24 protein-coding genes are annotated in these 19319 nt (G+C 68.4%); 17 read left to right on the plus strand and 7 right to left on the minus strand.

The genetic code is table 11. The annotated features are described in order from the left end of the window. Positions 1–43: 43 nt before the first annotated feature. The 3 genes from ACQUS8_RS03375 (at position 44) to ACQUS8_RS03385 (ending at position 1732) form a co-directional block, all read left to right on the plus strand. Positions 44–1018 carry a hypothetical protein gene (locus ACQUS8_RS03375; protein WP_435096915.1) on the plus strand — a complete coding sequence of 325 codons (975 nt, stop codon included), beginning with the start codon at positions 44–46 and terminating at the stop codon, positions 1016–1018. A gap of 87 nt (positions 1019–1105) precedes the next feature. Then, positions 1106–1354, plus strand: coding sequence for a winged helix-turn-helix domain-containing protein (locus ACQUS8_RS03380; RefSeq protein ID WP_435096917.1), 249 nt, complete (start codon positions 1106–1108; stop codon positions 1352–1354). A 72-nt stretch (positions 1355–1426) separates the two neighbouring features. Continuing rightward, on the plus strand, positions 1427–1732 hold the full coding sequence (locus tag ACQUS8_RS03385) for a helix-turn-helix transcriptional regulator (RefSeq protein WP_435096920.1): 306 nt from the start codon (positions 1427–1429) through the stop codon (positions 1730–1732). Here the strand turns inward: ACQUS8_RS03385 and ACQUS8_RS03390 are convergent. Then, complete coding sequence (locus ACQUS8_RS03390) at positions 1729–2340, minus strand: molybdenum cofactor guanylyltransferase (RefSeq protein ID WP_435096923.1); 612 nt, start codon at positions 2338–2340, stop codon at positions 1729–1731. The genes ACQUS8_RS03385 and ACQUS8_RS03390 overlap by 4 nt on opposite strands. A gap of 152 nt (positions 2341–2492) precedes the next feature. Between ACQUS8_RS03390 and ACQUS8_RS03395 the strand changes: the two genes are divergently transcribed. Beyond that, positions 2493–3932: a Na+/H+ antiporter NhaC family protein gene (locus tag ACQUS8_RS03395; RefSeq protein ID WP_435096926.1), complete on the plus strand. Its 1440-nt coding sequence runs from the start codon at positions 2493–2495 to the stop codon at positions 3930–3932. Between the two features lie 39 nt (positions 3933–3971). Beyond that, positions 3972–4418 carry a hypothetical protein gene (locus ACQUS8_RS03400; protein WP_435096929.1) on the plus strand — a complete coding sequence of 149 codons (447 nt, stop codon included), beginning with the start codon at positions 3972–3974 and terminating at the stop codon, positions 4416–4418. Here the strand turns inward: ACQUS8_RS03400 and ACQUS8_RS03405 are convergent. Together ACQUS8_RS03405 and ACQUS8_RS03410 are read right to left on the minus strand one after the other, a co-directional pair. Further along, the gene (locus tag ACQUS8_RS03405; RefSeq protein WP_435096932.1) at positions 4415–5065 is read right to left on the minus strand and encodes an RAD55 family ATPase; all 651 of its coding nucleotides are present in this window, start codon (positions 5063–5065) and stop codon (positions 4415–4417) included. The genes ACQUS8_RS03400 and ACQUS8_RS03405 overlap by 4 nt on opposite strands. A 145-nt stretch (positions 5066–5210) precedes the next feature. Continuing rightward, positions 5211–6155 (minus strand): NAD-dependent epimerase/dehydratase family protein, encoded by a 945-nt coding sequence (locus ACQUS8_RS03410; protein ID WP_435096935.1) that lies wholly within the window; start codon positions 6153–6155, stop codon positions 5211–5213. Between the two features lie 95 nt (positions 6156–6250). Here ACQUS8_RS03410 and ACQUS8_RS03415 point away from each other — a divergent pair, with 95 nt between their 5' ends. After that, positions 6251–6805 carry a tRNA (cytidine(56)-2'-O)-methyltransferase gene (locus ACQUS8_RS03415; RefSeq protein WP_435096938.1) on the plus strand — a complete coding sequence of 185 codons (555 nt, stop codon included), beginning with the start codon at positions 6251–6253 and terminating at the stop codon, positions 6803–6805. Here the strand turns inward: ACQUS8_RS03415 and ACQUS8_RS03420 are convergent. Beyond that, positions 6788–7393 (minus strand): hypothetical protein, encoded by a 606-nt coding sequence (locus tag ACQUS8_RS03420; RefSeq protein ID WP_435096941.1) that lies wholly within the window; start codon positions 7391–7393, stop codon positions 6788–6790. The two genes, ACQUS8_RS03415 and ACQUS8_RS03420, sit on opposite strands and share 18 nt — an antisense overlap. Before the next feature lie 180 nt (positions 7394–7573). Between ACQUS8_RS03420 and ACQUS8_RS03425 the strand changes: the two genes are divergently transcribed. From ACQUS8_RS03425 to ACQUS8_RS03450, 6 genes are all read left to right on the plus strand, one after another. After that, positions 7574–8089 (plus strand): transcription factor, encoded by a 516-nt coding sequence (locus ACQUS8_RS03425; protein ID WP_435096944.1) that lies wholly within the window; start codon positions 7574–7576, stop codon positions 8087–8089. Further along, positions 8090–8764 (plus strand): DUF2110 family protein, encoded by a 675-nt coding sequence (locus ACQUS8_RS03430; protein ID WP_435096947.1) that lies wholly within the window; start codon positions 8090–8092, stop codon positions 8762–8764. A 2-nt stretch (positions 8765–8766) separates the two neighbouring features. Then, on the plus strand, positions 8767–9501 hold the full coding sequence (locus ACQUS8_RS03435; protein WP_435096950.1) for a DUF5803 family protein: 735 nt from the start codon (positions 8767–8769) through the stop codon (positions 9499–9501). 96 nt (positions 9502–9597) lie between these two features. Next, a complete protein-coding gene (locus ACQUS8_RS03440; protein ID WP_435096953.1) occupies positions 9598–10281 on the plus strand; it encodes a competence/damage-inducible protein A in 684 nt (227 codons plus the stop codon). 226 nt (positions 10282–10507) lie between these two features. Next, a complete protein-coding gene (locus ACQUS8_RS03445; RefSeq protein WP_435096955.1) occupies positions 10508–11581 on the plus strand; it encodes an ATP-NAD kinase family protein in 1074 nt (357 codons plus the stop codon). Between the two features lie 195 nt (positions 11582–11776). Beyond that, positions 11777–12805 (plus strand): PhoU domain-containing protein, encoded by a 1029-nt coding sequence (locus ACQUS8_RS03450; protein ID WP_435096957.1) that lies wholly within the window; start codon positions 11777–11779, stop codon positions 12803–12805. A 23-nt stretch (positions 12806–12828) separates the two neighbouring features. On the opposite strand, the gene ACQUS8_RS03455 is transcribed toward ACQUS8_RS03450, so the two are convergent. After that, complete coding sequence (locus ACQUS8_RS03455) at positions 12829–13995, minus strand: LEA type 2 family protein (RefSeq protein WP_435096959.1); 1167 nt, start codon at positions 13993–13995, stop codon at positions 12829–12831. A 120-nt stretch (positions 13996–14115) separates the two neighbouring features. Between ACQUS8_RS03455 and ACQUS8_RS03460 the strand changes: the two genes are divergently transcribed. From ACQUS8_RS03460 to ACQUS8_RS03475, 4 genes are read left to right on the plus strand one after another with little or no spacing between them, the layout of a single operon-like run. Next, a complete protein-coding gene (locus ACQUS8_RS03460) occupies positions 14116–14295 on the plus strand; it encodes a DUF7525 family protein (protein ID WP_435096970.1) in 180 nt (59 codons plus the stop codon). A gap of 42 nt (positions 14296–14337) precedes the next feature. Further along, positions 14338–14562, plus strand: coding sequence for a DUF7123 family protein (locus tag ACQUS8_RS03465; RefSeq protein WP_435096972.1), 225 nt, complete (start codon positions 14338–14340; stop codon positions 14560–14562). A gap of 48 nt (positions 14563–14610) precedes the next feature. After that, positions 14611–15027, plus strand: a complete 417-nt coding sequence (locus ACQUS8_RS03470; RefSeq protein WP_435096974.1) for an SRPBCC family protein — start codon at positions 14611–14613, stop codon at positions 15025–15027. Further along, on the plus strand, positions 15027–15851 hold the full coding sequence (locus ACQUS8_RS03475) for a nitrilase-related carbon-nitrogen hydrolase (RefSeq protein WP_435096976.1): 825 nt from the start codon (positions 15027–15029) through the stop codon (positions 15849–15851). Before ACQUS8_RS03470 ends, ACQUS8_RS03475 begins: the two co-directional genes overlap by 1 nt. A 571-nt stretch (positions 15852–16422) precedes the next feature. On the opposite strand, the gene ACQUS8_RS03480 is transcribed toward ACQUS8_RS03475, so the two are convergent. Continuing rightward, complete coding sequence (locus ACQUS8_RS03480; RefSeq protein WP_435096978.1) at positions 16423–17256, minus strand: RIO1 family regulatory kinase/ATPase domain-containing protein; 834 nt, start codon at positions 17254–17256, stop codon at positions 16423–16425. A gap of 100 nt (positions 17257–17356) precedes the next feature. On the opposite strand from ACQUS8_RS03480, the gene ACQUS8_RS03485 reads away from it, so the two are divergent. After that, positions 17357–17557 (plus strand): hypothetical protein, encoded by a 201-nt coding sequence (locus ACQUS8_RS03485; RefSeq protein WP_435096980.1) that lies wholly within the window; start codon positions 17357–17359, stop codon positions 17555–17557. Between the two features lie 297 nt (positions 17558–17854). Here ACQUS8_RS03485 and ACQUS8_RS03490 read toward each other — a convergent pair whose 3' ends face one another. Then, positions 17855–19114 (minus strand): Glu/Leu/Phe/Val family dehydrogenase, encoded by a 1260-nt coding sequence (locus ACQUS8_RS03490; protein ID WP_435096982.1) that lies wholly within the window; start codon positions 19112–19114, stop codon positions 17855–17857. Between the last annotated feature and the right edge of the window lie 205 nt (positions 19115–19319).

Consider the following 19319-nt stretch of genomic DNA (forward strand, 5'->3'; position numbering starts at 1 on the left):
GCGAGCGACCCTTTTTATCGGCGCGGCGGGCGTCCCTGTGGGTATGGCGTCTCGAAGCGACAGCCGACGGTACGTGCCGCCCGAGTGGCGGACCGTGGAGTCACCGGTCGAGGAGACGCTCTACGGGGTGGTGACGACCGCATCGGGGCCGGTCGCGGTCGGCGAGTCCGGGCGCGTCGTCGTGCGGACGAACGGCGAATGGACGCTCGCCATTCCTGCGGGGGCGTCGGCACAGTACAAGGAGTTGACCGACGTCGCGGTCACCGACGACGGCGAGCGCGTCTGGTTCGCGGGCGGGAGCGGCGCGCTCGGCTACTACGACGTCGAACCGGGGCGGAAGACGGATTACACGGCGCCGATGGAGAAGACGACGTCGTGGTCGGCGATCGCGGTCACGGGGACGAAGGACGACGAGACCGTCGTCGTCGCGAACTCCTCGGGCGAGATTCTCTCCGCGACGCTCGTCGAGGCCGACGGGGACGACCTCCCCTTCGATTGGGTGGACGTCGTCGACGTCGACAGCATGGGCAAACCGGACTGGGACGAGGTGGTGAAGCCCCATACCGGCGCGCGCATCGAGGCGGCGGCGTTCGACGCGAACGCCATCTGCTACGCGGTGGACACGAGCGGGAACGCGTTCGCGCGGGCGTTCGGCCGAGAGGGCTCGGAGTGGCGTCGCGTCGGCATTCGGAACGCGCAGGTGGACTTCTACGACATCTACGCGGGGCCGGACACGGTGATGGTCGCGGGCGAGGACGGCCTCGTCTTCCGCTACGACCCACCCATCGACAACTGGACGCCGATTCGGGTCGGGGAGGAAGCCGTCTACGCGGTGGACCGGCGCGGAAGCGAGCTCGTCGCGGTCGGCGAGTCCGGGCGCATCTATCAGCGCCTCCCGCGTCGTTCGTGGCAGCCGTTGGACTCGCCGACGGAGGCGGACCTCCGCGACGCCTGCGTGGGCGACGTGGACGCCGCAGTCGGCGCGGGCGGGACAATTATCGAGCGCACGTGGCAGTGATTGGCGGGCGCGAGCTACCGCGTGACGTCGCCGCTCCCGTCAGTCGAACAGAAAGTGTTAAGAGTTAGCACACCACATATTGTGTGTATGAGTGACGCGAGCGCTCCTGGTGGCGGCGAGTTGCGGAGCGCCGACCGGACTATCCTCGAATTCCTCGACGACGGCTCGCCGCAGTACGCGGCGGTCATCGCCCAGCGAACCGGCATCCATACGCCGTACGCCGAGCGGCGCTGTGAGGCCCTCGTCCGGAGCGGCCACCTCGAACCCGTGACTGGCGAAGTCGTCTATCGCATCACGGCCCGCGGGCGCGACGCCATCGGTCGCCTCCCCGAGTAGCGCGGCCCGGTTCGCCCTCCGGGTGGCCACCGGAGTTAAGCGGCGTTCGGCCGTCGCCTACACGCACGAGCGATGCACGACCTCACCGGGTTCCAACGCGACCTCCTCTTCGTGACGGCCGGTCTGGACGAACCGAACGGCCTGGACATCAAGGACGAGCTCGAGGACTACTACGGGACCTCCATCAACCACGGACGCCTCTACCCGAACCTCGACACGCTCTGCGAGAAAGGCCTCATCGACAAACAGAAACAGGACGAGCGGACGAACGCCTACTCGCTGACGGGACGTGGGCGTCGCGAAATCCTCGACCGCGAGAGCTGGGAGCACCAGTACATCGAGGAACTCGTCGAGGAGGAGGCCGAGCGCAAACACTAGGCATCGAAGCGCTCTGCCGCCGCCTCGAACGCCGCCCGCGTGTTCAGGTTCTCGAACGACCCCGGTGCGGCGTGCGTCTCCACTTCTTCCGCCGTGACGACAGCGTAGTCGAGTCCGTCCAGCACGGCAATCGCTTTGCGTTCGCCCCGTTCGAGCGCCCGTGACGCCGCGGACGCGGCGGCGTCCGTCCGGTAGACCGCGTGAAGCACCTCGTGATACGCCTCGGGTTTCGGGACCGCGGCGTCGCGCGCGGCCGCCCGGTCGAAGAGGTAGCGGACGAACGCGGGGTCGACGAACGGCACGTCGCAGGCGACGACGAACGCCCGCTCGGCGTCCGTCTCGCGGAGGCCGCGCTCGATACCGGCGAGCGGGCCCTCGTCGGGCGCGTCGTCGATTGCGTAGGTGACTGGGAGTGGGTAGTCCGCGAGCGCGGCCGCGACGGCGTCACGCTGGTCGGCCCGGCAGTTCACGACGAGTTCCTCGACGGGGCCGGCAAGTCGGTCGGCGACCCGCCGAACCATCGGGGTACCCGCGAGCTCCGCGACGGCCTTGTCCGCGTCGCCAAAGCGGGTGGAGCGCCCGCCCGCGACGACGACTCCGGCGTGCATACGTCCCCTCCGTCCGCCCGCCTCAAGAGCGTCCCGCTCGCCAGTGTCGTGGCTCGCGGCGAGTCGCGCCGTTTCCTCCCCCAGTCGGATGAATGTTCATGGGTATTATCTCAACGTGCTTTAATGCATGAGGAGCATACGCCGGGGCACGAATGCCGTCGTTGAACGTCGACCCGCGCCGGTACGAGGAGTTCGACCCGGAGCGACGCCCCAGCCTCCGCTGGGCGCTCGTCCCCGTGCTCGGTCTCGTCGTCTTCCTCGGCATCGGCTCGGGCTACCTCGGCCTCTCGCCGCACGCACCGCTCCTCTGGACCATCGTCCTCACGGGGATTCTGGGGTACGCCGTCCTCGGCTACTCGTGGGAGGAACTCTACGAGGGCGTCGCCAGCAGCCTCCTCATGGGCTTACAGGCCATCCTCATCATCTTCGTCGTCTACGCAGTCATTTCGACGTGGATTAGCGCGGGGACGATTCCCGCCATCATGTACTACGGACTCGGCCTGCTCACGCCCAAGATCTTCCTGCCCATCACCGCGCTCTTCGCTGGCGTCGTCGCGTTCGCCATCGGGTCCTCGTGGACCACCGTCGGGACGCTCGGCGTCGCCTTCATCGGCATCGGCCACGGTCTCGGCATCCCGCCCGCGATGACCGGTGGTGCCATCGTCTCCGGCGCGTACGCCGGCGACAAGCAGAGCCCGCTCTCCGACACCACCAACCTCGCCGCCGCCGTCACCAACACCGACCTCTACGACCACATCAACCGGATGCGCGTCGGCACCGCCGTCGCGTTCGGCCTCGCCGTCGTCGCCTTCGCCGTCCTCGGTCTCCGCGCCGGCGGCGCGATTCCCGCCGGCCAACTCGAGGCTATTCGTGGCGCGCTCGCGTCCACCTACGACCTCTCACTCGTCGCGTTCCTCCCGCTCGTCGTCACGTTCGCGCTCGCGCTCCGGGGCTACCCCGCCCTCCCGACGCTCGTCGCCGGCGTCTTCGCGGGCGTCTTCACCACCGTCTTCCTCCAGGGCACCGGCTTCGTCGCCGCGTGGCAGGTGTTCCTCAGCGGCACCGAACCCAAGACCGGGATGGAGCTCGTCAACGGCCTCCTCGTCTCCGGCGGCCTCTCCGGGAGCGCGTGGACCATCACCGTCGTCGTCCTCGCGCTGACCCTCGGCGGCGTCCTCGAGGCCACCGGCGTCCTCGCCGTCCTCGCGCACTACCTCACGAAGCTCGTCTGGAGCGTCGGCAGCCTCGTCGTCGGTACCGAGCTCGCCGCCATCGTCGTCAACGCCCTCAGCGCCCAGCAGTACATGAGCATCGTCGTCCCCGGCATGACGCTGCGCAACGCCTACGACGACTTCGACCTCGACTCCTCGAACCTCTCGCGCGCCATCGAGGCCGCCGGCACCCCCACGGGTGTCTTCTTCCCGTGGCACGCCGGCGCCGTCTTCATGGCGGGCGCGATGAACTTCCAGTCCTCGTGGGCGTTCGCACCCTACTACTTCTTCGGGATGCTCAGCCCGCTCGTCCTCGTCGTGATGGCCGCCGTCGGCTACGACTTCGTCTACCAGTCCGACGTCGCCACGGCGAGCGAGTAGGGAACAACGTTAACCCCCCACCACTCCCACTGTGTAGGTATGCACGAGGAAGCCGACGCGTTCGTCTCGGCACTCCAATCGAGCGACGTCGGGCGGATGCGCCGGGCCATCGCCTACGACGGGGAGGAGTACGACGTCGTCTACGTTCGGGACGACATCGAGGAAGCACAGACCGAGGCGGAACTCGACGAGGTCTCGAAGAACCTGATTCTGAAGGGGTTCGACGACGAACTCGAACAGCCCGAGTTCTCCCAGTTCGGCCACCTCGATATGAGCGTCCGCTGGTTTCACGAGGTCGTCGTCATTCAGGTGCCGCTCGGCGACTGGAGCGGCGTCATCGTCGGCTTCGACCGCGACAGCGTCGTCGACACCGGCGCGTTCACCGACGTCGCCCTCGACTACATCGACTCCCCGGAGAGCGATATCCGAGACACCGAGGAGGACGGGGAAGACCTCGACGAGGCCGTCGAGGAGCAGTTCGGCTAGTAACTCACCCACTCCGTCGGCGACGACTCGACGCCGACCACCCGGAGTTCGCGCTCGTCCGCCTCGTTCGTCCGCGTCTGCACCATCCCATCGAAGAGCGGCGCGAACTTCTTGAACGCCTCCTTGTCCCCGAGTTCCGTCACCGCGACACCGAACATCCCGCCGGACTGAATCCGGCCCGTGTAGACGTGCAGGAAGCGAAAGACGCGTCGGGGCTCCGCGTACATCAGCATCGTCGGAATCGAGACGAGCCCCGAGCGCACCCGCTCGACGTCACGCTCCGCGAGCGCGCTGAACACGCCCGCCGTCCGAATCCCGATGTCCGTCACGTCCCCCGGCGACGACGCGTACCGCACCCACTGGGAGTCCCGGACGTCCTCGCCACGCTCGCGCGTCACGCAGTCCACGACACCCGCCCGGCCCTCCGAGACGGCCGCGTTGAGCGGCGTCGAGCGGGAGAGCAAGCGGTCGGCGCTGTCCCGCGTCGAGACGACGAGCGCGCCCTCGTCGCACAGACAGCCGTCCTCGACGAGCGAGAGCGCGAGGTCGACCTTCCCCGTGAGCGGCGGGCCACCCACCATGAGGTTCGTCCCGGCCGGCACGGAGTCGACGGGGAGAACGTCGCCGACGTCGTACGGTTCCGCCATTGGACCACGTGTTTGCCCGGCGGGGTGTAAAACGTACCGACACTCAGAAGGAGCCAGCGCGACGCTCGCGCCGGTCACGTGTTCGGGCTGCTCGCGGCCGCCGCCGCTCGCCTCAGTGCGACACCTCCCGGTGGGTAGTGTCGCGTTAGTCCTCGTACTCGGCCCGGAGCTCCGCGGCGAGTTGCTCGGTCGCCTTCCGGACTGCCTCGTCGCTCGACTGGCTCGGCGACCACCCGAGCGCGTCGAGCTTCTCGATGCTGAGGCGCATCTTCGGCACGTCGCCCGTCCAGCCGCGCGACCCGCCCGTGTACTCGTACTCGGGGTCGACATCGAGGACGTCAGCGACGATGGCCGCGATGCGGTTCACCGACGTCGTCGTCTTCGTCCCGAGGTTGAACGTGTTCACGTCGTCGTCGGCGTGCTCGACGACGTACTCGATTGCCTCGACGGTCTCCTCGACGTGCATGTAGGACTTCTGCTGCCGGCCGTCGCCGAGGATTTCGAGCGTCTCCGGGTCCTCGAGGAGCTTCTCGATGAAGTCCGGGATGACGTTGCCGCGCTGGCGCGGGCCGACGATGTTCGCGAAGCGGAAGAGCCACACCTGGAAGTCGTAGGAGTGCCCGTAGACGGAGAGCAGACCCTCGTCCGCGAGCTTGCTCGCGCCGTAGATACTGATGGGCTCGAGGGGCGCGTAGTCCTCCGGCGTCGGCATCGGTGCCTCGCCGTACACCGTCGAGGAGGACGTGAACGCGATTTTGGAGACGCCGACCTCCTCCATCCGTTCGAGGACGTTGTACGTCATCTCCTGGTTCTCCTCGAAGAGCTTGCGGTCGTCGTCGAAGTTCGTGTCCGTGTAGGCCGCGAAGTGGAAGACGATGTCCGTCTCCTCCGTGATGGCGTCCGCGACGTCGTCCTCGTCGAGCAGGTCCGCTTCCACGAACTCGACGCCGTCGGGGACGGCCGCGCGAGAGCCCTTCGAGAGGTCGTCGACGGCGACGACGTCGTTGTCCTCGCGCAGGCGCTCCGCGAGGTGGGAGCCGACGAGTCCGGCGGCACCCGTCACGACCACCGTCTTGTCTGTCAGGTCCATAGCGTGTCGTGCGTGAGACGGCGCAAGTGTCTTTCCTTTGTCGCCCGGCCGCTCGTTCCGTAAGCCGTTACCCGGCGCGCCACGAATCCGGAAGTATGCAGGGCGAACACGACGTCGTCGTCTGTCGGCTGGGCCACCGGCCGGGGCGCGACGAGCGAATGACGACCCATGTCGGACTGACGGCGCGCGCGCTCGGCGCGGACCGCGTCGTCTTCCCGGACAACGCCGGCCAGTCCCTCGAGACCGTCCGCGACATCACCTCGCGCTTCGGCGGCCCCTTCGAGGCCGAGCTCGAGGACGAGCAGAAGGCGCTCATCCGCGACTGGGAGGGGGCGGTCGTCCACCTCACGATGTACGGCGAGCGCGTGCAGGACGTCGAGGAGGACGTGCGAGACGCGCACGCCGACGACCCCCTCCTAGTCGTCGTCGGCGGCGAGAAAGTCCCCTTCGAGGTGTACGACCACGCGGACTGGAACGTCGGCGTGACGAACCAGCCCCACTCCGAGGTCGCGGGCCTCGCCGTCTTCCTCGATCGGCTCTTCGAGGGCCGCGAACTCGAGCAGGAGTGGGCGGGGGCCGAACAGGTCGTCGTCCCCGAGGAGACGGGCAAGACCGTCGTCCCGCCCGAAGACCTAGAGGAGGAGTCGTAACGGCTCGCGGAGGCGCTCGCCGAGCCGAGCCGGGAGCGCGAGCGGGTCGAACCCGCCCGCGTCGGCGACGCGATAGCGCCCGTCAGCGTCGCGCTCGAGCGTGCCGCGTGCCGCCAGCGCGTCGAGCGTCCGCGCCACGCGGGGGCGCGAGCGGTCGAGCGTCGCGGCGAGCCGGGCGGGGCTCTGCGGCTCCGCGCGCAGCTCTCGCAGGAGTTCGCCCGCCAAGTCCGGGTCGGCGACGACGGCGGCGTGTGAGTCGTCCGTGCCCGCTCCCACGTCCGCGCCGAACGCCTGCGCGAGCGCGTCCAACAGGAACCACGCGACGAGCGGGAGCGCGACGACCACGAACCAGCGCGCGCCGGCGCTGACCGCGAGCGCGGTATGGACGACGAGCGCGACCGCGAGCGCGACGTGCCGCAGCGCCATCGGATAGCCGTAGCGCTCCCCGACGAACCCGGCGCCGCTCACGCCGAGCGCGAGGAGGGCGACGACGAGCGCCAGCGACAGCCCGAAGCCGACGGCGTACGCGACCCCGCCGAGCACCACGGCCTCGGCGGCCCGCCACCCGAGCGTCCGCGACGGAGTCATACCTCCTCGTTGCGCGCGTCGAGCGAAAAGGACGGCGGTCCTCGGCGTGCGTCGCGCGGTATCGCGTCTCACGCACCGCTCGCGGCACTCGCGCCGCGTTCGTCTGTTCCGAGGCCGCGCTATCGCTCGGCCTCGTACCCGATGGTATTAAGGGTCGTTCGACCCCCAGTTTCACGTATCATGGCTTTCGAGGGGCTGTTGGAGGACCCAGTCGTACAGAAATACCTCCACGAACTAGTCGGCCCGAAGGGGATGCCGGTTGCGGCGGCGCCCCCGGATGGGGAAGTGACGGACGAGGAACTCTCGGAGCGCCTGGACCTCGAACTGAACGACGTCCGGCGCGCGCTGTTCATCCTCTACGAGAACGACCTCGCGACCTATCGGCGGGTCCGGGACGAGGACTCGGGGTGGCTCACCTACCTCTGGACGTTCCGCTACGAGAACATCCCGTCGAACCTCCACGATGAGATGGAGCGCCTCCACGAGGCCCTCGAGGAGCGCCGCGAGTACGAGCGCGACAACGAGTTCTACCTCTGTGAGGTCGACTCCATCCGCTTCGAGTTCGGCGAGGCGATGGACTTCGGCTTCGAGTGCCCCGAGTGTGGTTCGCCGCTCGAGGCGATGGGGAACGACGAGATGCTCGAAGCGATAGACGAGCGCCTCGAAGACCTCGAGTCCGAACTGGGTATCGCCTGAATGGTCGTTCTTGCAACCAAAATCTACGTCGAGGGTGACGCTCGCGAGCGCGCGCTCGACTCGCTGCGCTCGCTCGTCGGGAACGACATTGGCGACCTCGACGTCGAGTTCGACATCGGCCTGCGTGAGGACGACTTCCCGTCCGTCACCGTCGCCGGCGACGACGAGACGGTCGCACGCAACCTCCTCCGCGAGGAGTGGGGAGCCATCACGCCCGAGTTCGAGGACGGCGAGACCTACACCGGTACGCTCGAGGCGTGGGACGACGACGGCTTCGTTCTCGACGCCGGCGAGGACGTCCGTATTCCCGCGGACGGCCTCGGCCTCGGTCCCGGGACGCCCGAGCAGGTGCGCACCCGCTTCGGCCTCGTCCAGCACGTCCCCCTCGAGTTCGTCTACGACGAGGAGGAAGGCCACGAGCTCGCGGCCGCGACGCAGGACCGGCTCTTCGACTGGACGCGCGCCGAAACCGGACGCGTGAACGTGAACTCGGCGACGCGCGCCGAGGTGCGCGCGACCGTGAACCGCGCGGGCCACGCCCGGGACATCGTCACCGTCGAGCGCCTCGGCCTCCTCGAGCAGAGCATCGTCTGCCGGGAGGAGACGGACCCGCCGGGCCTGCTCGCGAGCATCGGGCAGTACGTGCCGGCCGAACTGCTCTGCGTGGTCCCCTGAGTATGCGACGGCGCTGGCTCCTCGTCACGCTCGCCGTCCTCGCGCTCGCGGCGGGCGCGGGCTGTCTGGGCACGGGCACGGTGAGCGACCAGCAACTCCAGCGGAACGCGACCTACGACTGGAACGCCACGGCGGCGGAGAACGCGACGGTACACGTGAACGCCACCGGCGACGAGTATCAGGCGGTGCTGAACGTCAGCGCCTCGAACGAGACGGAGCTGCGCTTCTCGCAGTCGAGCACGTTCATGGGCGACAGCCCCGTCCCCATCGCGGCCGTCCAGTTCCGCTACCCGAACGGCACCGTCGTGAACGCCTCCGCCATCGGCGTCTCCGAGGACCGCGACGCGGTGACGGTGACACTCCCCGGCCAGCGCGGGCAGTTCGCCTACACGGCGCCGATGGGGTCGCGCTCGCTCTCCGTCCCCGCCGTCCTCTCGGACGTCTCCTACGAAGTCGTCCTCCCGCCGGGGATGCGCGCGAACGTCCCGATAGTCGGGAGCGTCAGTCCCGGCGGCTACGAGCGGACGGTCGTCGACAACCGCGTGCACTACCACTGGGACTCGGTGAGCGCGAACACCGTCGACGTCCAGTTCTACCTCCAGCGCGACATCTACATCTTCGCGGGCCTGCTCGCGCTCGCGGCGCTCGTCGCGCTCGGCGGGGTCGTCTACTTCCGCATCCAGATTCGCCGCCTCGAACGCGAGCGCGAGGAGAGCGGCCTCGACGTCCACGAGTAGCCGGGGTTCCCTCGGAACCTCGAGTGCTCGAGCGCGGGAAGGGCGCGACTCGCCGCCGGCCGCGACTTTTTGAGGACCTGTCTCGTAGGCCGGCCCATGGACGTTGCAGTGTTGACGGTCGGCGACGAACTCCTCGCGGGCGACACCACGAACACGAACGCGACGTGGCTCGGCCGCCGTCTCACCGAGCGGGGCGCGACCGTCCGCCGGGTAGTCGTCGTCCCGGACGACGTCGGCGTCATCGAGGCGGACGTCCGCGACCTCGCGGAGCGCTACGACGCCGTGCTCGTCACTGGGGGGTTGGGGCCGACGCACGATGACGTGACGATGGACGGCGTCGCCGCGGCGTTCGACCGCGAGCTGGTCGAACACCCGGACGCGGCGGCCTGGTTCGCGGACCACGACACGTACTCGCATGCGGACCTCACGGACGGGACGGCCCACCTCCCGGAGGGCGCACGGATGCTCCCGAACGACGAGGGCGTCGCGCCGGGTGCCGTCGTGGCGAACTGCTACGTGCTCCCGGGCGTCCCCGACGAGATGAAGGCGATGTTCGAGCAGGTAGCCGGCGAGTTCGCGGGCGAGAAACGGCACGTCGAGGTCGTCTACGCGGCCGAACCCGAGAGCGCGCTCATCGACCGCATCGAGGCCGTCCGCGAGCGCTTCGGCGTCGATGTCGGGAGCTACCCGGGCGACGGCGTGCGCCTCAAAATACAGGGGACGGACGCGGAGACGGTGCGCGAGGCAGCCGACTGGCTCCGCGAGCGCGTCGAGGGGTAACGTCGAGAACGAGTCGTCTCGTCAGCGGACCGCGTAGGCCCACCACGCGGCGGCGACGACGATCCCGAGGACGAGGACGATCCAACTGTACGCGCCCGTCGAGAGGGGCGCTTCTGCGAGGGGTACGAACATACTCGTCGGGTTTTGCGGGCGCGCCCTTAACAGTTCAGTATCCGCGTCGGCCGTGGCGAACGGCCTATACGCGGCGCGCGTGAATCACGGACGAATGCGCACCATCGGCGTCGTCGTGAACCCGATCGCGGGAATGGGCGGCCGTGTCGGCCTGAAGGGCACCGACGAGAAGGTGAGTGAGGCACGCGAGCGCGGTGCGGAGCCGCGCGCACCCGAGCGGGCGGTGGCAGCCCTGCGTGCGCTCCGCGCGGCGGCGCGCAACGAGGACGTCCGCCTACTCGCGTACGGCGGCGTGATGGGCGAGGACGAAGCCCGCGAGGCCGGGTTCGACCCGACCGTCGTCGGCGAGCCCGCGGACGAGGCGACGTCCGCGGCGGACACGAAGGCGGCAGTACGGGTGTTCGTCGAGCGCGACGTCGACCTGATTCTGTTCGTCGGCGGGGACGGCACCGCCGTCGACGTCGCCGAGACATTGGACGACCTAGGGAGCGAGACACCGATGCTGGGCGTACCGGCGGGGGTGAAGGTCTACTCGTCGGTGTTCGCGGTGAAGCCGCGGGACGCGGGCCGCATCGCCGCGACGTTCGAGCGCACGGAGGCCCGCGAGGTGAACGACATCGACGAGGCGGCCTACCGGGAGGGAGAGGTGCGCGCGCGCCTCCGCGCAGTGGCGACCGTCCCGGTGGCCGAGGCCCTGCAGGCGAGCAAGCAGCTCTCCTCCGGGAGCGTCGAGGCGCTCGCGGCGGGGTTCGCCGAGAGCGTCGAGGACGGCGTGACGTACGTCCTCGGCCCCGGTGGGACGGTCGGGACCATCAAGCGCGAACTCGGCTTCGATGGGTCGCCGCTCGGCGTGGACGTCTGGCGGGACGGCGAGGTGCTCGTGCGCGACGGGAGCGAGCGCGAGATTCTGGCCGCGCTCGGCGAGCGAAACGTCGTCGTCGTCTCGCCCATTGGCGGGCAGGGGTTCGTCCTCGGGCGCGGGAACCAGCAGTTGAGCCCCGCGGTCGTGCGCCAGTGCGACCTCGAGGTCGTCGCGTCGCCGTCGAAACTGGAGGGCATCGGCGTCCTCCACGTCGACACCGGCGACGAGGAACTCGACGAGGAGCTCCGTGGCTGGGTGAAGGTCCGGACGGGCCGCTACGAACGCCGACTCGTCAAGGTCGAATAGTCAGAAATCTGTGTTTAAGGACGTTCATCCAGATACGGGGCCGTCACGAGCAGGACTATTGACCGTTTGTACACCCTATGGGCGCTCTACCGTGGTGTGGGAACACTCGGACGGCGCGTCTCGCGGCGGGCGCGCTTTAGCGAATATAATGTATCGAGCGCAAGTTTAAGGTGGTTGAGTTGCTATCTGCGTCCCATGGAGAGCCGGAAGGTTCAGCGACTTGGACCATCGACGCTGGCGATGACGTTACCCGCAGAGTGGGCACGCGGGCAGAACGTCGAGAAGGGAGACGAGGTCACGGTCCGCGAGAGCGGGAAGGGGACGCTGACGGTGACGCCGGCGTCCGCGCGCGACGACGAGAGTGAGGCGACGATTCACGCCGAGAACTTCGACGCCGACGCCGTCGAGCGCGCCATCGTCGGCCAGTACGTCCTCGGCCGGCGCGTCATCCACGTCACCGACAAGGACACGCTCGACAGCGCGCACATCAACGCCGTCTACAAGGCCGAGACCCAGCTCATGGGTCTCGGCGTCGTCGAGGAGACGCCCGAACGCATCACCATCCGGTGTTCGGTCGACCCCGAGGACTTCACGCTCAACAACCTCCTGAGCCGCCTCGAGAACACCGGGAGCACGATGCGCGGCGAGGCCGTGAAGGCGCTCGCGCACGGCAACCCGGATCTCGCACAGCGCGCGCTCAACCGCGAGCGGCAGGCGAACAAGATCTTCGTCCTCTGCCTGCGGCTCATCTTCACCGCCTACGAGAACCCGAACCTCGCGCGCGCCGTCGGCCTCGACGACGGCTTCCCGCTCATCGGCTACCGGAGCGTCGCGAAGAACCTCGAACTCACCGCCGACAACGCCGAGGACATCGCCGAAATCGTCCTCGAAGCCGACAGCCACACCCTCGACGTCGACTCCGCGACGATGCGCCGCATCCGCGAGTTCACCGACCAGGTGGACGAACTGACGACGCTCGCCGTCGAGGCCGTCGTCGAGCGCGACTACGACAAGCACGTCCAGTGTCGCGAACTCTTCGCGGACATCGGCGACCTCGAATCGGAGTTGCTGAACGACCTCACGGAGATGGAGAACGAACGCCTGCTCCGCATCCGCGACGTCCTCGTCAGCCTCCAGCAGACCGCCGAGTACGCGATGCGGAACGCCGAAATCGCCGCGAACCTCGCGCTCAACGAACAGTCCGCACACACCACCATCGAATAAGCCGCCGGCGCGGGCCGTCCCGCTCAGGCCGGCTCGCGCACCGCGCCGAGCAGGCCGCCGTCGGACGTCGTGGTAGTGGTCGTCGCCCCTTCCGTCGTCGACGTCGTACTGGTCGTCGTCGCCGTCGTGCCGTCTTCTGTCGTTGAGGTGGTGCCGTCCTCCGTCGTGTCGCTCGTCGTCGTCTCCTCGCCGGACGACCCACCACCTGACCCGCCGGCCGTCGCGTTCGTGCTGGCGTTCGCGTTCCCGAAGATGTCGGTGTGAATCGTCTTCTCGTAGGTCAATCCGCGCAGCGGCACCCGAATCGACTCGCCGCCACCGACGGAGAGGCGCGCGTAGAAGTCGATGCGGAGGTCGGTCGTCTGGTTGTGCTGGAGGTGTGTCACCCACCACTCGTCGAGTCGCCGGTTCTCGAGGACGGTGCTCGCCTGCACGGTGCGGGTCGCGCCGCCCGGAATGACGACTGCTTGCTCGCTCTCGCCCTCGCCGACGTCGACGCCGTTCATCGTGATGTTGTAGCCGAGCGACCCGAACGTCACCGGCGTCGCCTTCGGGTTATAGACGACAAATGACGTCTCGAGCGGCGTCTCGGTGGCCGTCACGGTCCCCCAGTGGGCGCGCGTCTCGCGGACGACCAGCACGGGGTCCTCGACGAGCGGCGAGCCCGCGTTCACCGGCCGGTCCGCCGTGGAGTTGAACTGGTCGCTGATGTTCGTTGAGACCGTACGCGTCACTGGCGTGACGTGGACAGTCCGGCCGAGCGTTCCCGAGCGGACGTCCGCCGCGACCTGTACGGTCGTCTCCTCGCCGTTCGAGACGTGGCTCGCCCACCAGTTCGGGATGCGCTCGTTTCGCAGGTAGCTCTCGAAGCGCAGCGTCGTGTTCCCCGTCCCGATTTCGACGCCTTCCTTCTGGCCGTACGCCATCCCGATGTCGTTCATCGACACCGTGTAGTTCACGCTCACGCCGCCGAGGCGGACGGCGATGGGGTTCGGGTTGTGCACCGTCATCGCCGTCTCGACGGTGGTGGTCGTCTCGTTCACGTCGCCGAAGGCGTTCTCCGTCGCCACCACCGACGGGAGGCCGAGCAGCCCGACGGCGAATGACCCGCCGACGACGAGGCTTCCGGCGAGAACGACGGTGAGCGCCGTCTTCAGCGTGCTCCCGAACGCGAGTGCGCGCAGGTCCATACGTGGGAGCGCGGGCGGCGCCGGCGAAAGCCTTGCGCACCGCACGGCCCGGCCGCCGCGGGCGGCGCACACCGTGACGCGACCGTAGCCGATAAGTCACGGCCTCTGGTAGCCGGTGGTATGGCTGAATCCACCACGGACAAGAGTCTCGGTATCGGACTCGCCGGCGGCGCCGTCGCGACGCTCGGCGCACTCTACCTCCTCATCAACGCCCACCACCAGATTGCGGCGTCGAGCGGTTTCGCCGTCGCGCTGGTCTTCGCGATGCTCGCCGTCGCCGCCTTCCACGTCTTCGAGTGACGAGCGGAAACGGTTAAGCACGACTCGCACCTAGACGTGAGTATGACGGAGTACACCGAGGAAGAACGCCGCATCCTCGAGTACCTCCACGAGAGCGTCGAGGCCGGCGAGCGCTACTTCCGCGCGAAGAGTATCGCCGGCCAGCTCGGACTCACCGCGAAGCAGGTCGGGTCACGTCTCCCGCGGCTCGCGGAGAAGACCGAGGACGTCGACATCGAGAAGTGGGGGCGCTCGAAGTCGACGACGTGGCGGGTCGAACCCGCCTGAACGAGCGGACACCGGCGGTTTTTTGCTCGCCGCTGTCCACGTCCGCGTATGACTGTCCGGGTCGAACGCACCTTCGAGTTAAACGCGTCTCCCGAGGACGTCTGGGAGTTCATCGCCGACCCGACGAAGCGAGCGTCGGCCATCAGCGTCGTCACCGGCTACGAGGAGCGCGGCGACGTCACCGTCTGGTTCGTCGAACTGCCCGTCCTCCGCCGCACCGTCGAGGTCGAAACGCGTGACGTCGAGCGCCGCGACGGCGAGTACGTCAAGTTCGTCGGGAAGTCGAAAGTCCTCACCGTCACCGGCGAGCACGAGCTCGCCGCGAACGACGGCGACGGCTGCACGCTCACCAACACGTTCGTCGTCGAGGGGAAGTTCCCCGGCGTCGAGGGCTTCTTCAAGCGGAAGTTCGACGAGGAACTCGACAACCTCGAGCGCGAGCTCGAGGAGCGCGGCCACCGCTGATGCGCCTCGCGCTCGCCCAACTCGCCCCCACGATGGGCGACGTCGCGGCGAACAACGCGGCCGCCCACGACGCCATCGCGGCGGCCGCCGCGAACGGCGCGGACGTCGTCGCGCTCCCCGAACTCTGGGACGTCGGCTACTTCGCCTTCGAGGCCTACCCCGACGCCGCCGAGTCGCTTGCCGGCGAGCGGCTGGCGAGTATCGCGGACGCCGCCGACGAGCACGATGTCGCCGTCCTCGCGGGGACCGTCGTCGAGGACCTCGCCGCGACGGCAGCCGACACCGACGCCGCCGTGCCCGCCGAGACGGGCTACGCGAACACGAGCGTGCTTTTCGATGCGACCGGCGAGCGGCGCCTCGTCTACCGTAAACACCACCTCTTCGGCTACGACTCCGCCGAGGCCGACCTCCTCGTCCCCGGCGAGCGACTGGAGACCGCCGACGTCGGGGGGTTCACGGTCGCCGCGACCACCTGCTACGACCTCCGCTTCCCCGAACTCTACCGGGAGCTCGTCGAGTTGGGGGCGACGCTCGTCCTCGTCCCCTCGGCGTGGCCGTACCCCCGCGTCGAGCACTGGCGGACGCTCTCGCGGGCGCGCGCCGTCGAGAACCAGTGGTACCTCGGCGCGGTCAACGGCGTCGGCGCGCAGGGCGAGTCGCGACTGCTCGGGCGCTCCACCGTCTACGACCCGTGGGGGACACCGATTGCCACGACGGACGACGACGCCGATGTCGTCTACGCGGACCTCGACCCGTCGCGGGTCGCGGACGTCCGCGAGGAGTTCCCCGCTCTCGCCGACCGGCGCGACGCGGAATGCGAGTAGCGACCGACGGTCCCCACCGGCGGACGGTGACGGCAACGCGGCCGGCACGGTAGCAGCGCCGGGCCGCTGAGACGCCGCGTGCCCCGCACCGTCGGCCATGCTCGGAGGCTGCGTCGGTGGATACCTTTTTACGCTCGGAGGGCGAACCAGGGAGTGCCGACGCGAGACGCTTTTCTCGTCGCGTGTTGGCACAACAACGTCCGCACCTCGTCTCCACGCCGACCCACCGTCGGCCGGCCCGCCCGCACCGGTCGACCTCCGGCCCCTCCGACCAGGAAGGGGCCACCCCCATCGCCTCCCGCCTTCGTCTCTCACCCCGTCGAGCGACCGCTATCTTCGTCGCGACTACCGGAACGGGCTCGACGGTTGGGTGAGTGTCTGGTGGAGCGAGCGGAACTCGGACTCGGTGAGTTCGAGGTTCGCGCGGATGCGTTCGAGTATCCTGCTTCGTCACTACTTGGTCGGTGACGTCATCGACGTACACGACGTGTACCGGTTCCCGGCCGTCGGCGTCGCTGGCGGCGTCTATGCAGTCAGTTCCCCGGCACGGGCGATGAAGGCCGTGCTCGTTTCAGGCTGGTGCGCCCTCGCTCGCCGCGCCCTCGAGTTCTCCCCGGAGCGCGGCGGCGTCGAAGTCGTGGTCGGGGCGGATGGCGACGAAGTCGAGGAACTCGCGGGCGGCGAGCAACTCCTCGGTCTCGAAGCGCTCGCGGGCGGCACGGACGGCGGCCGCCGCGCCGATGAGGGGTTCGAGGACAGCGAGCGCACAGGCGAGGTCGTAGGCCTGTGCGGGGCGCTCGACGCCCGCAGTCTCCTGCCCGCCGCGCTCGCGGACTTTCGTCGCGTCGATGAAGTAGAGTTCGTCCTCGTGAATGAGGACGTTCTCCGCACGCAGGTCGCCGTGCGCGAGACCGTGTTCGTGCATCGTCTTCAGCGCGCCGAACAACTCGGGTGCGCGCACCTCGATTTCGGCGCGCGAGAGGTCGTCCAGCGTCTCGAACTCGGGGAGGTACTCCATGACGAGCACGCCGAGTCCCTCGACTTCGAAGGCCTCGACGGGTTCGGGGACGTTCAGGCCCGCCTCGCGCATCCGGCGCGTGGCCTCGAGTTCGTGCTCCGCCATCTCGACGGGGCCGTCGAACGGCTCGAAGAACCCCTCCTCGCCGGCGGAGAAGACCCCGAGGTTCCGCATCCCGGTGAACAGCGAGTGTACGAAGGCGTTCTGCGCGGAGACGACCTTACAGAACCAGCGGTCGTCGACGACCATCGGAGTGGAGAACCAGTTGTCCGCCTCCAAGAACTCGACGCGAACGGATTCCTCGCCGTACCGCTCGGCGACCTCCCGCGCGACCGCTTCGAGGGCCGGCCACGGGACCGTACCGCGGACGAACCGCCGGACGCTCATACGCCGAGAAGGGCCGCCCGACGTATAGTTCCTTCCGCCCGGGTGGACACCTGTCGAGTTCGTCCCGACTTTTTTCCGTCCGGACACACCTAGTGTGTCAGTGGAAGTCATGTCTGCACAGTCGACGGATTCCAGTGCGGACGACGAGTGGGGGTCGAGCTCGATAGCAGACGCGTTCGAGAACCTCGACAGCGAACTCGAGAGTGCCGAACGCGACGCCTCGGGCGCCCGCGCTATCGCGCTATCGCGCTCGCGGGACCTGCTCACGAAAGTCGAGCGGACCCTGAAGAAGACCGCATAGCGGTTCACGCGGCCACACCGTTTTCTTTGACGCGCACGCCGAGCACCGACACGACCAGCGGCGGCGAGTGCGGGCGCACTGTCGTGGCGCGAGACGTGATCTGGCTGCAGTAGTGGTGTGCCCGCGTCGCCGTCTGGCTCTACGAGGTGTTCGAGCGGCGTCAGCCGCCCGGATGCGTGCGTCGATGGCCAGGGTGGGAGTCTGCAAGGGTTCGGGCGAGACGTTGTCTCGCCCGACGGGTCGGAGAAAACCGAAGATGTTTCGGACCCGAAGAGACCGCCGGTCTCTGCCGGCTTGCTAGGGCCAGTTCCCGCTGCCGGTGTAGGCGTCGACGACGCGCTGGATGGCGACGACGTAGGCGGCAACGCGGAAGCTCGGGAGGTCGAGTTCCTCCTTGGCGTCGACGAGGTCGTCGAAGGAGTCGACGATGATCTCCTCGAGCTCCTCGTTGACGCGCTCTTCGGACCAGTAGAAGCGCTGGCGGTTCTGGACCCACTCGAAGTAGGAGACGGTGACGCCGCCGGCGTTCGCGAGGATGTCCGGGATGACGGTGACGTCACGCTCGGCGAGGACGTCGTCGGCGTCGGGCGTGAGCGGGCCGTTCGCGGCTTCGGAGATGACGTCCGCCTTAACGTCCTGGGCGAGGTCGGCGTCGATGGCGTTCTCGAGGGCGGCGGGGACGAGGAGGTCGACGTCGAGCGTGAGGAGTTCCTCGTTGGTGAGCGACTCGGCGTCGCCGTAGCCGGAGACGGAGCCAGTCTCGTTCTTGAACTCCTTGACGGCCTTCGGGTCGAAGCCGTCGGCGTCGTAGAGACCGCCCGAAGAGTCCGAGACGGCGACGACGGTGGCGCCGAGTTCGTCGGCGAGCTTCGCGGTGATCCAGCCGGCGTTCCCGTAGCCTTGGACGGCGACGGTGGCGTCGGAGATGTCCTCGCCGAGGTAGTTGAAGGCCTCGCGAGCGGCGATAACGGTGGAGCGACCGGTCGCCTCGACGCGGCCCTTACTGCCGCCGTTCTCGAGGGCCTTGCCGGTGATGACGCCGGGTTCGGTCTTGTTCTCGAGGGTCTCGTAGGTGTTCTTGATCCAGTTCATCTCCCGCTGGCCCGTGTTCACGTCGGGCGCGGGGACGTCGCGGTCCTCGCCGATGAGCGGGCGGAGCTCCTTGGCGAACGAGCGCGTGATGCGCTCGAGTTCGTCGGCGCTGTAGTCGTCGGGGTCGATGACGATGCCGCCCTTCCCGCCGCCGAACGGGATGTCGACGACGGCGCACTTGTAGACCATCCAGCCGGAGAGGGCCTTCACCTCGTCGCGGGTGACGCCCGGGTGGTAGCGGATGCCGCCCTTGTAGGGGCCGCGGTCGCCGTTGAACTGGGAGCGGTAGGCGCGGAAGGTTTCGAGGCTCCCGTCGTCCATGTCGACGGTGAGGTTCGCCTCGAGGACGCGCTCGGGGTTCTTGAGGCGCGTGAGTACATCGTCGTTTACGTCGGACGGCAGATACGACGCCGCGTCGTCGATCTGTTCCTGCAGGTTTTCGAACGGATTGTCGTCACTACCCATACTGGGTGGGTCTCTCTGTCTGAGAAATAAACCTATGGATATAGTTGTCAGGGCGGCACGCGCTCGCCGCATCAGATGACCTCACTATCGCTGAAGAGCCCTATGTGTCTTTATAATACATCCATGGGTATAATTACCACATATGTCTCGTCCCGCCGAACGGCCCCATCGCTGGCGAGGTCGCCGCTACGTCTCAGGAATGGCG

The sequence above is a fragment of the Halarchaeum sp. P4 genome (genome assembly GCF_051195175.1).
Taxonomy (GTDB): domain Archaea; phylum Halobacteriota; class Halobacteria; order Halobacteriales; family Halobacteriaceae; genus Halarchaeum.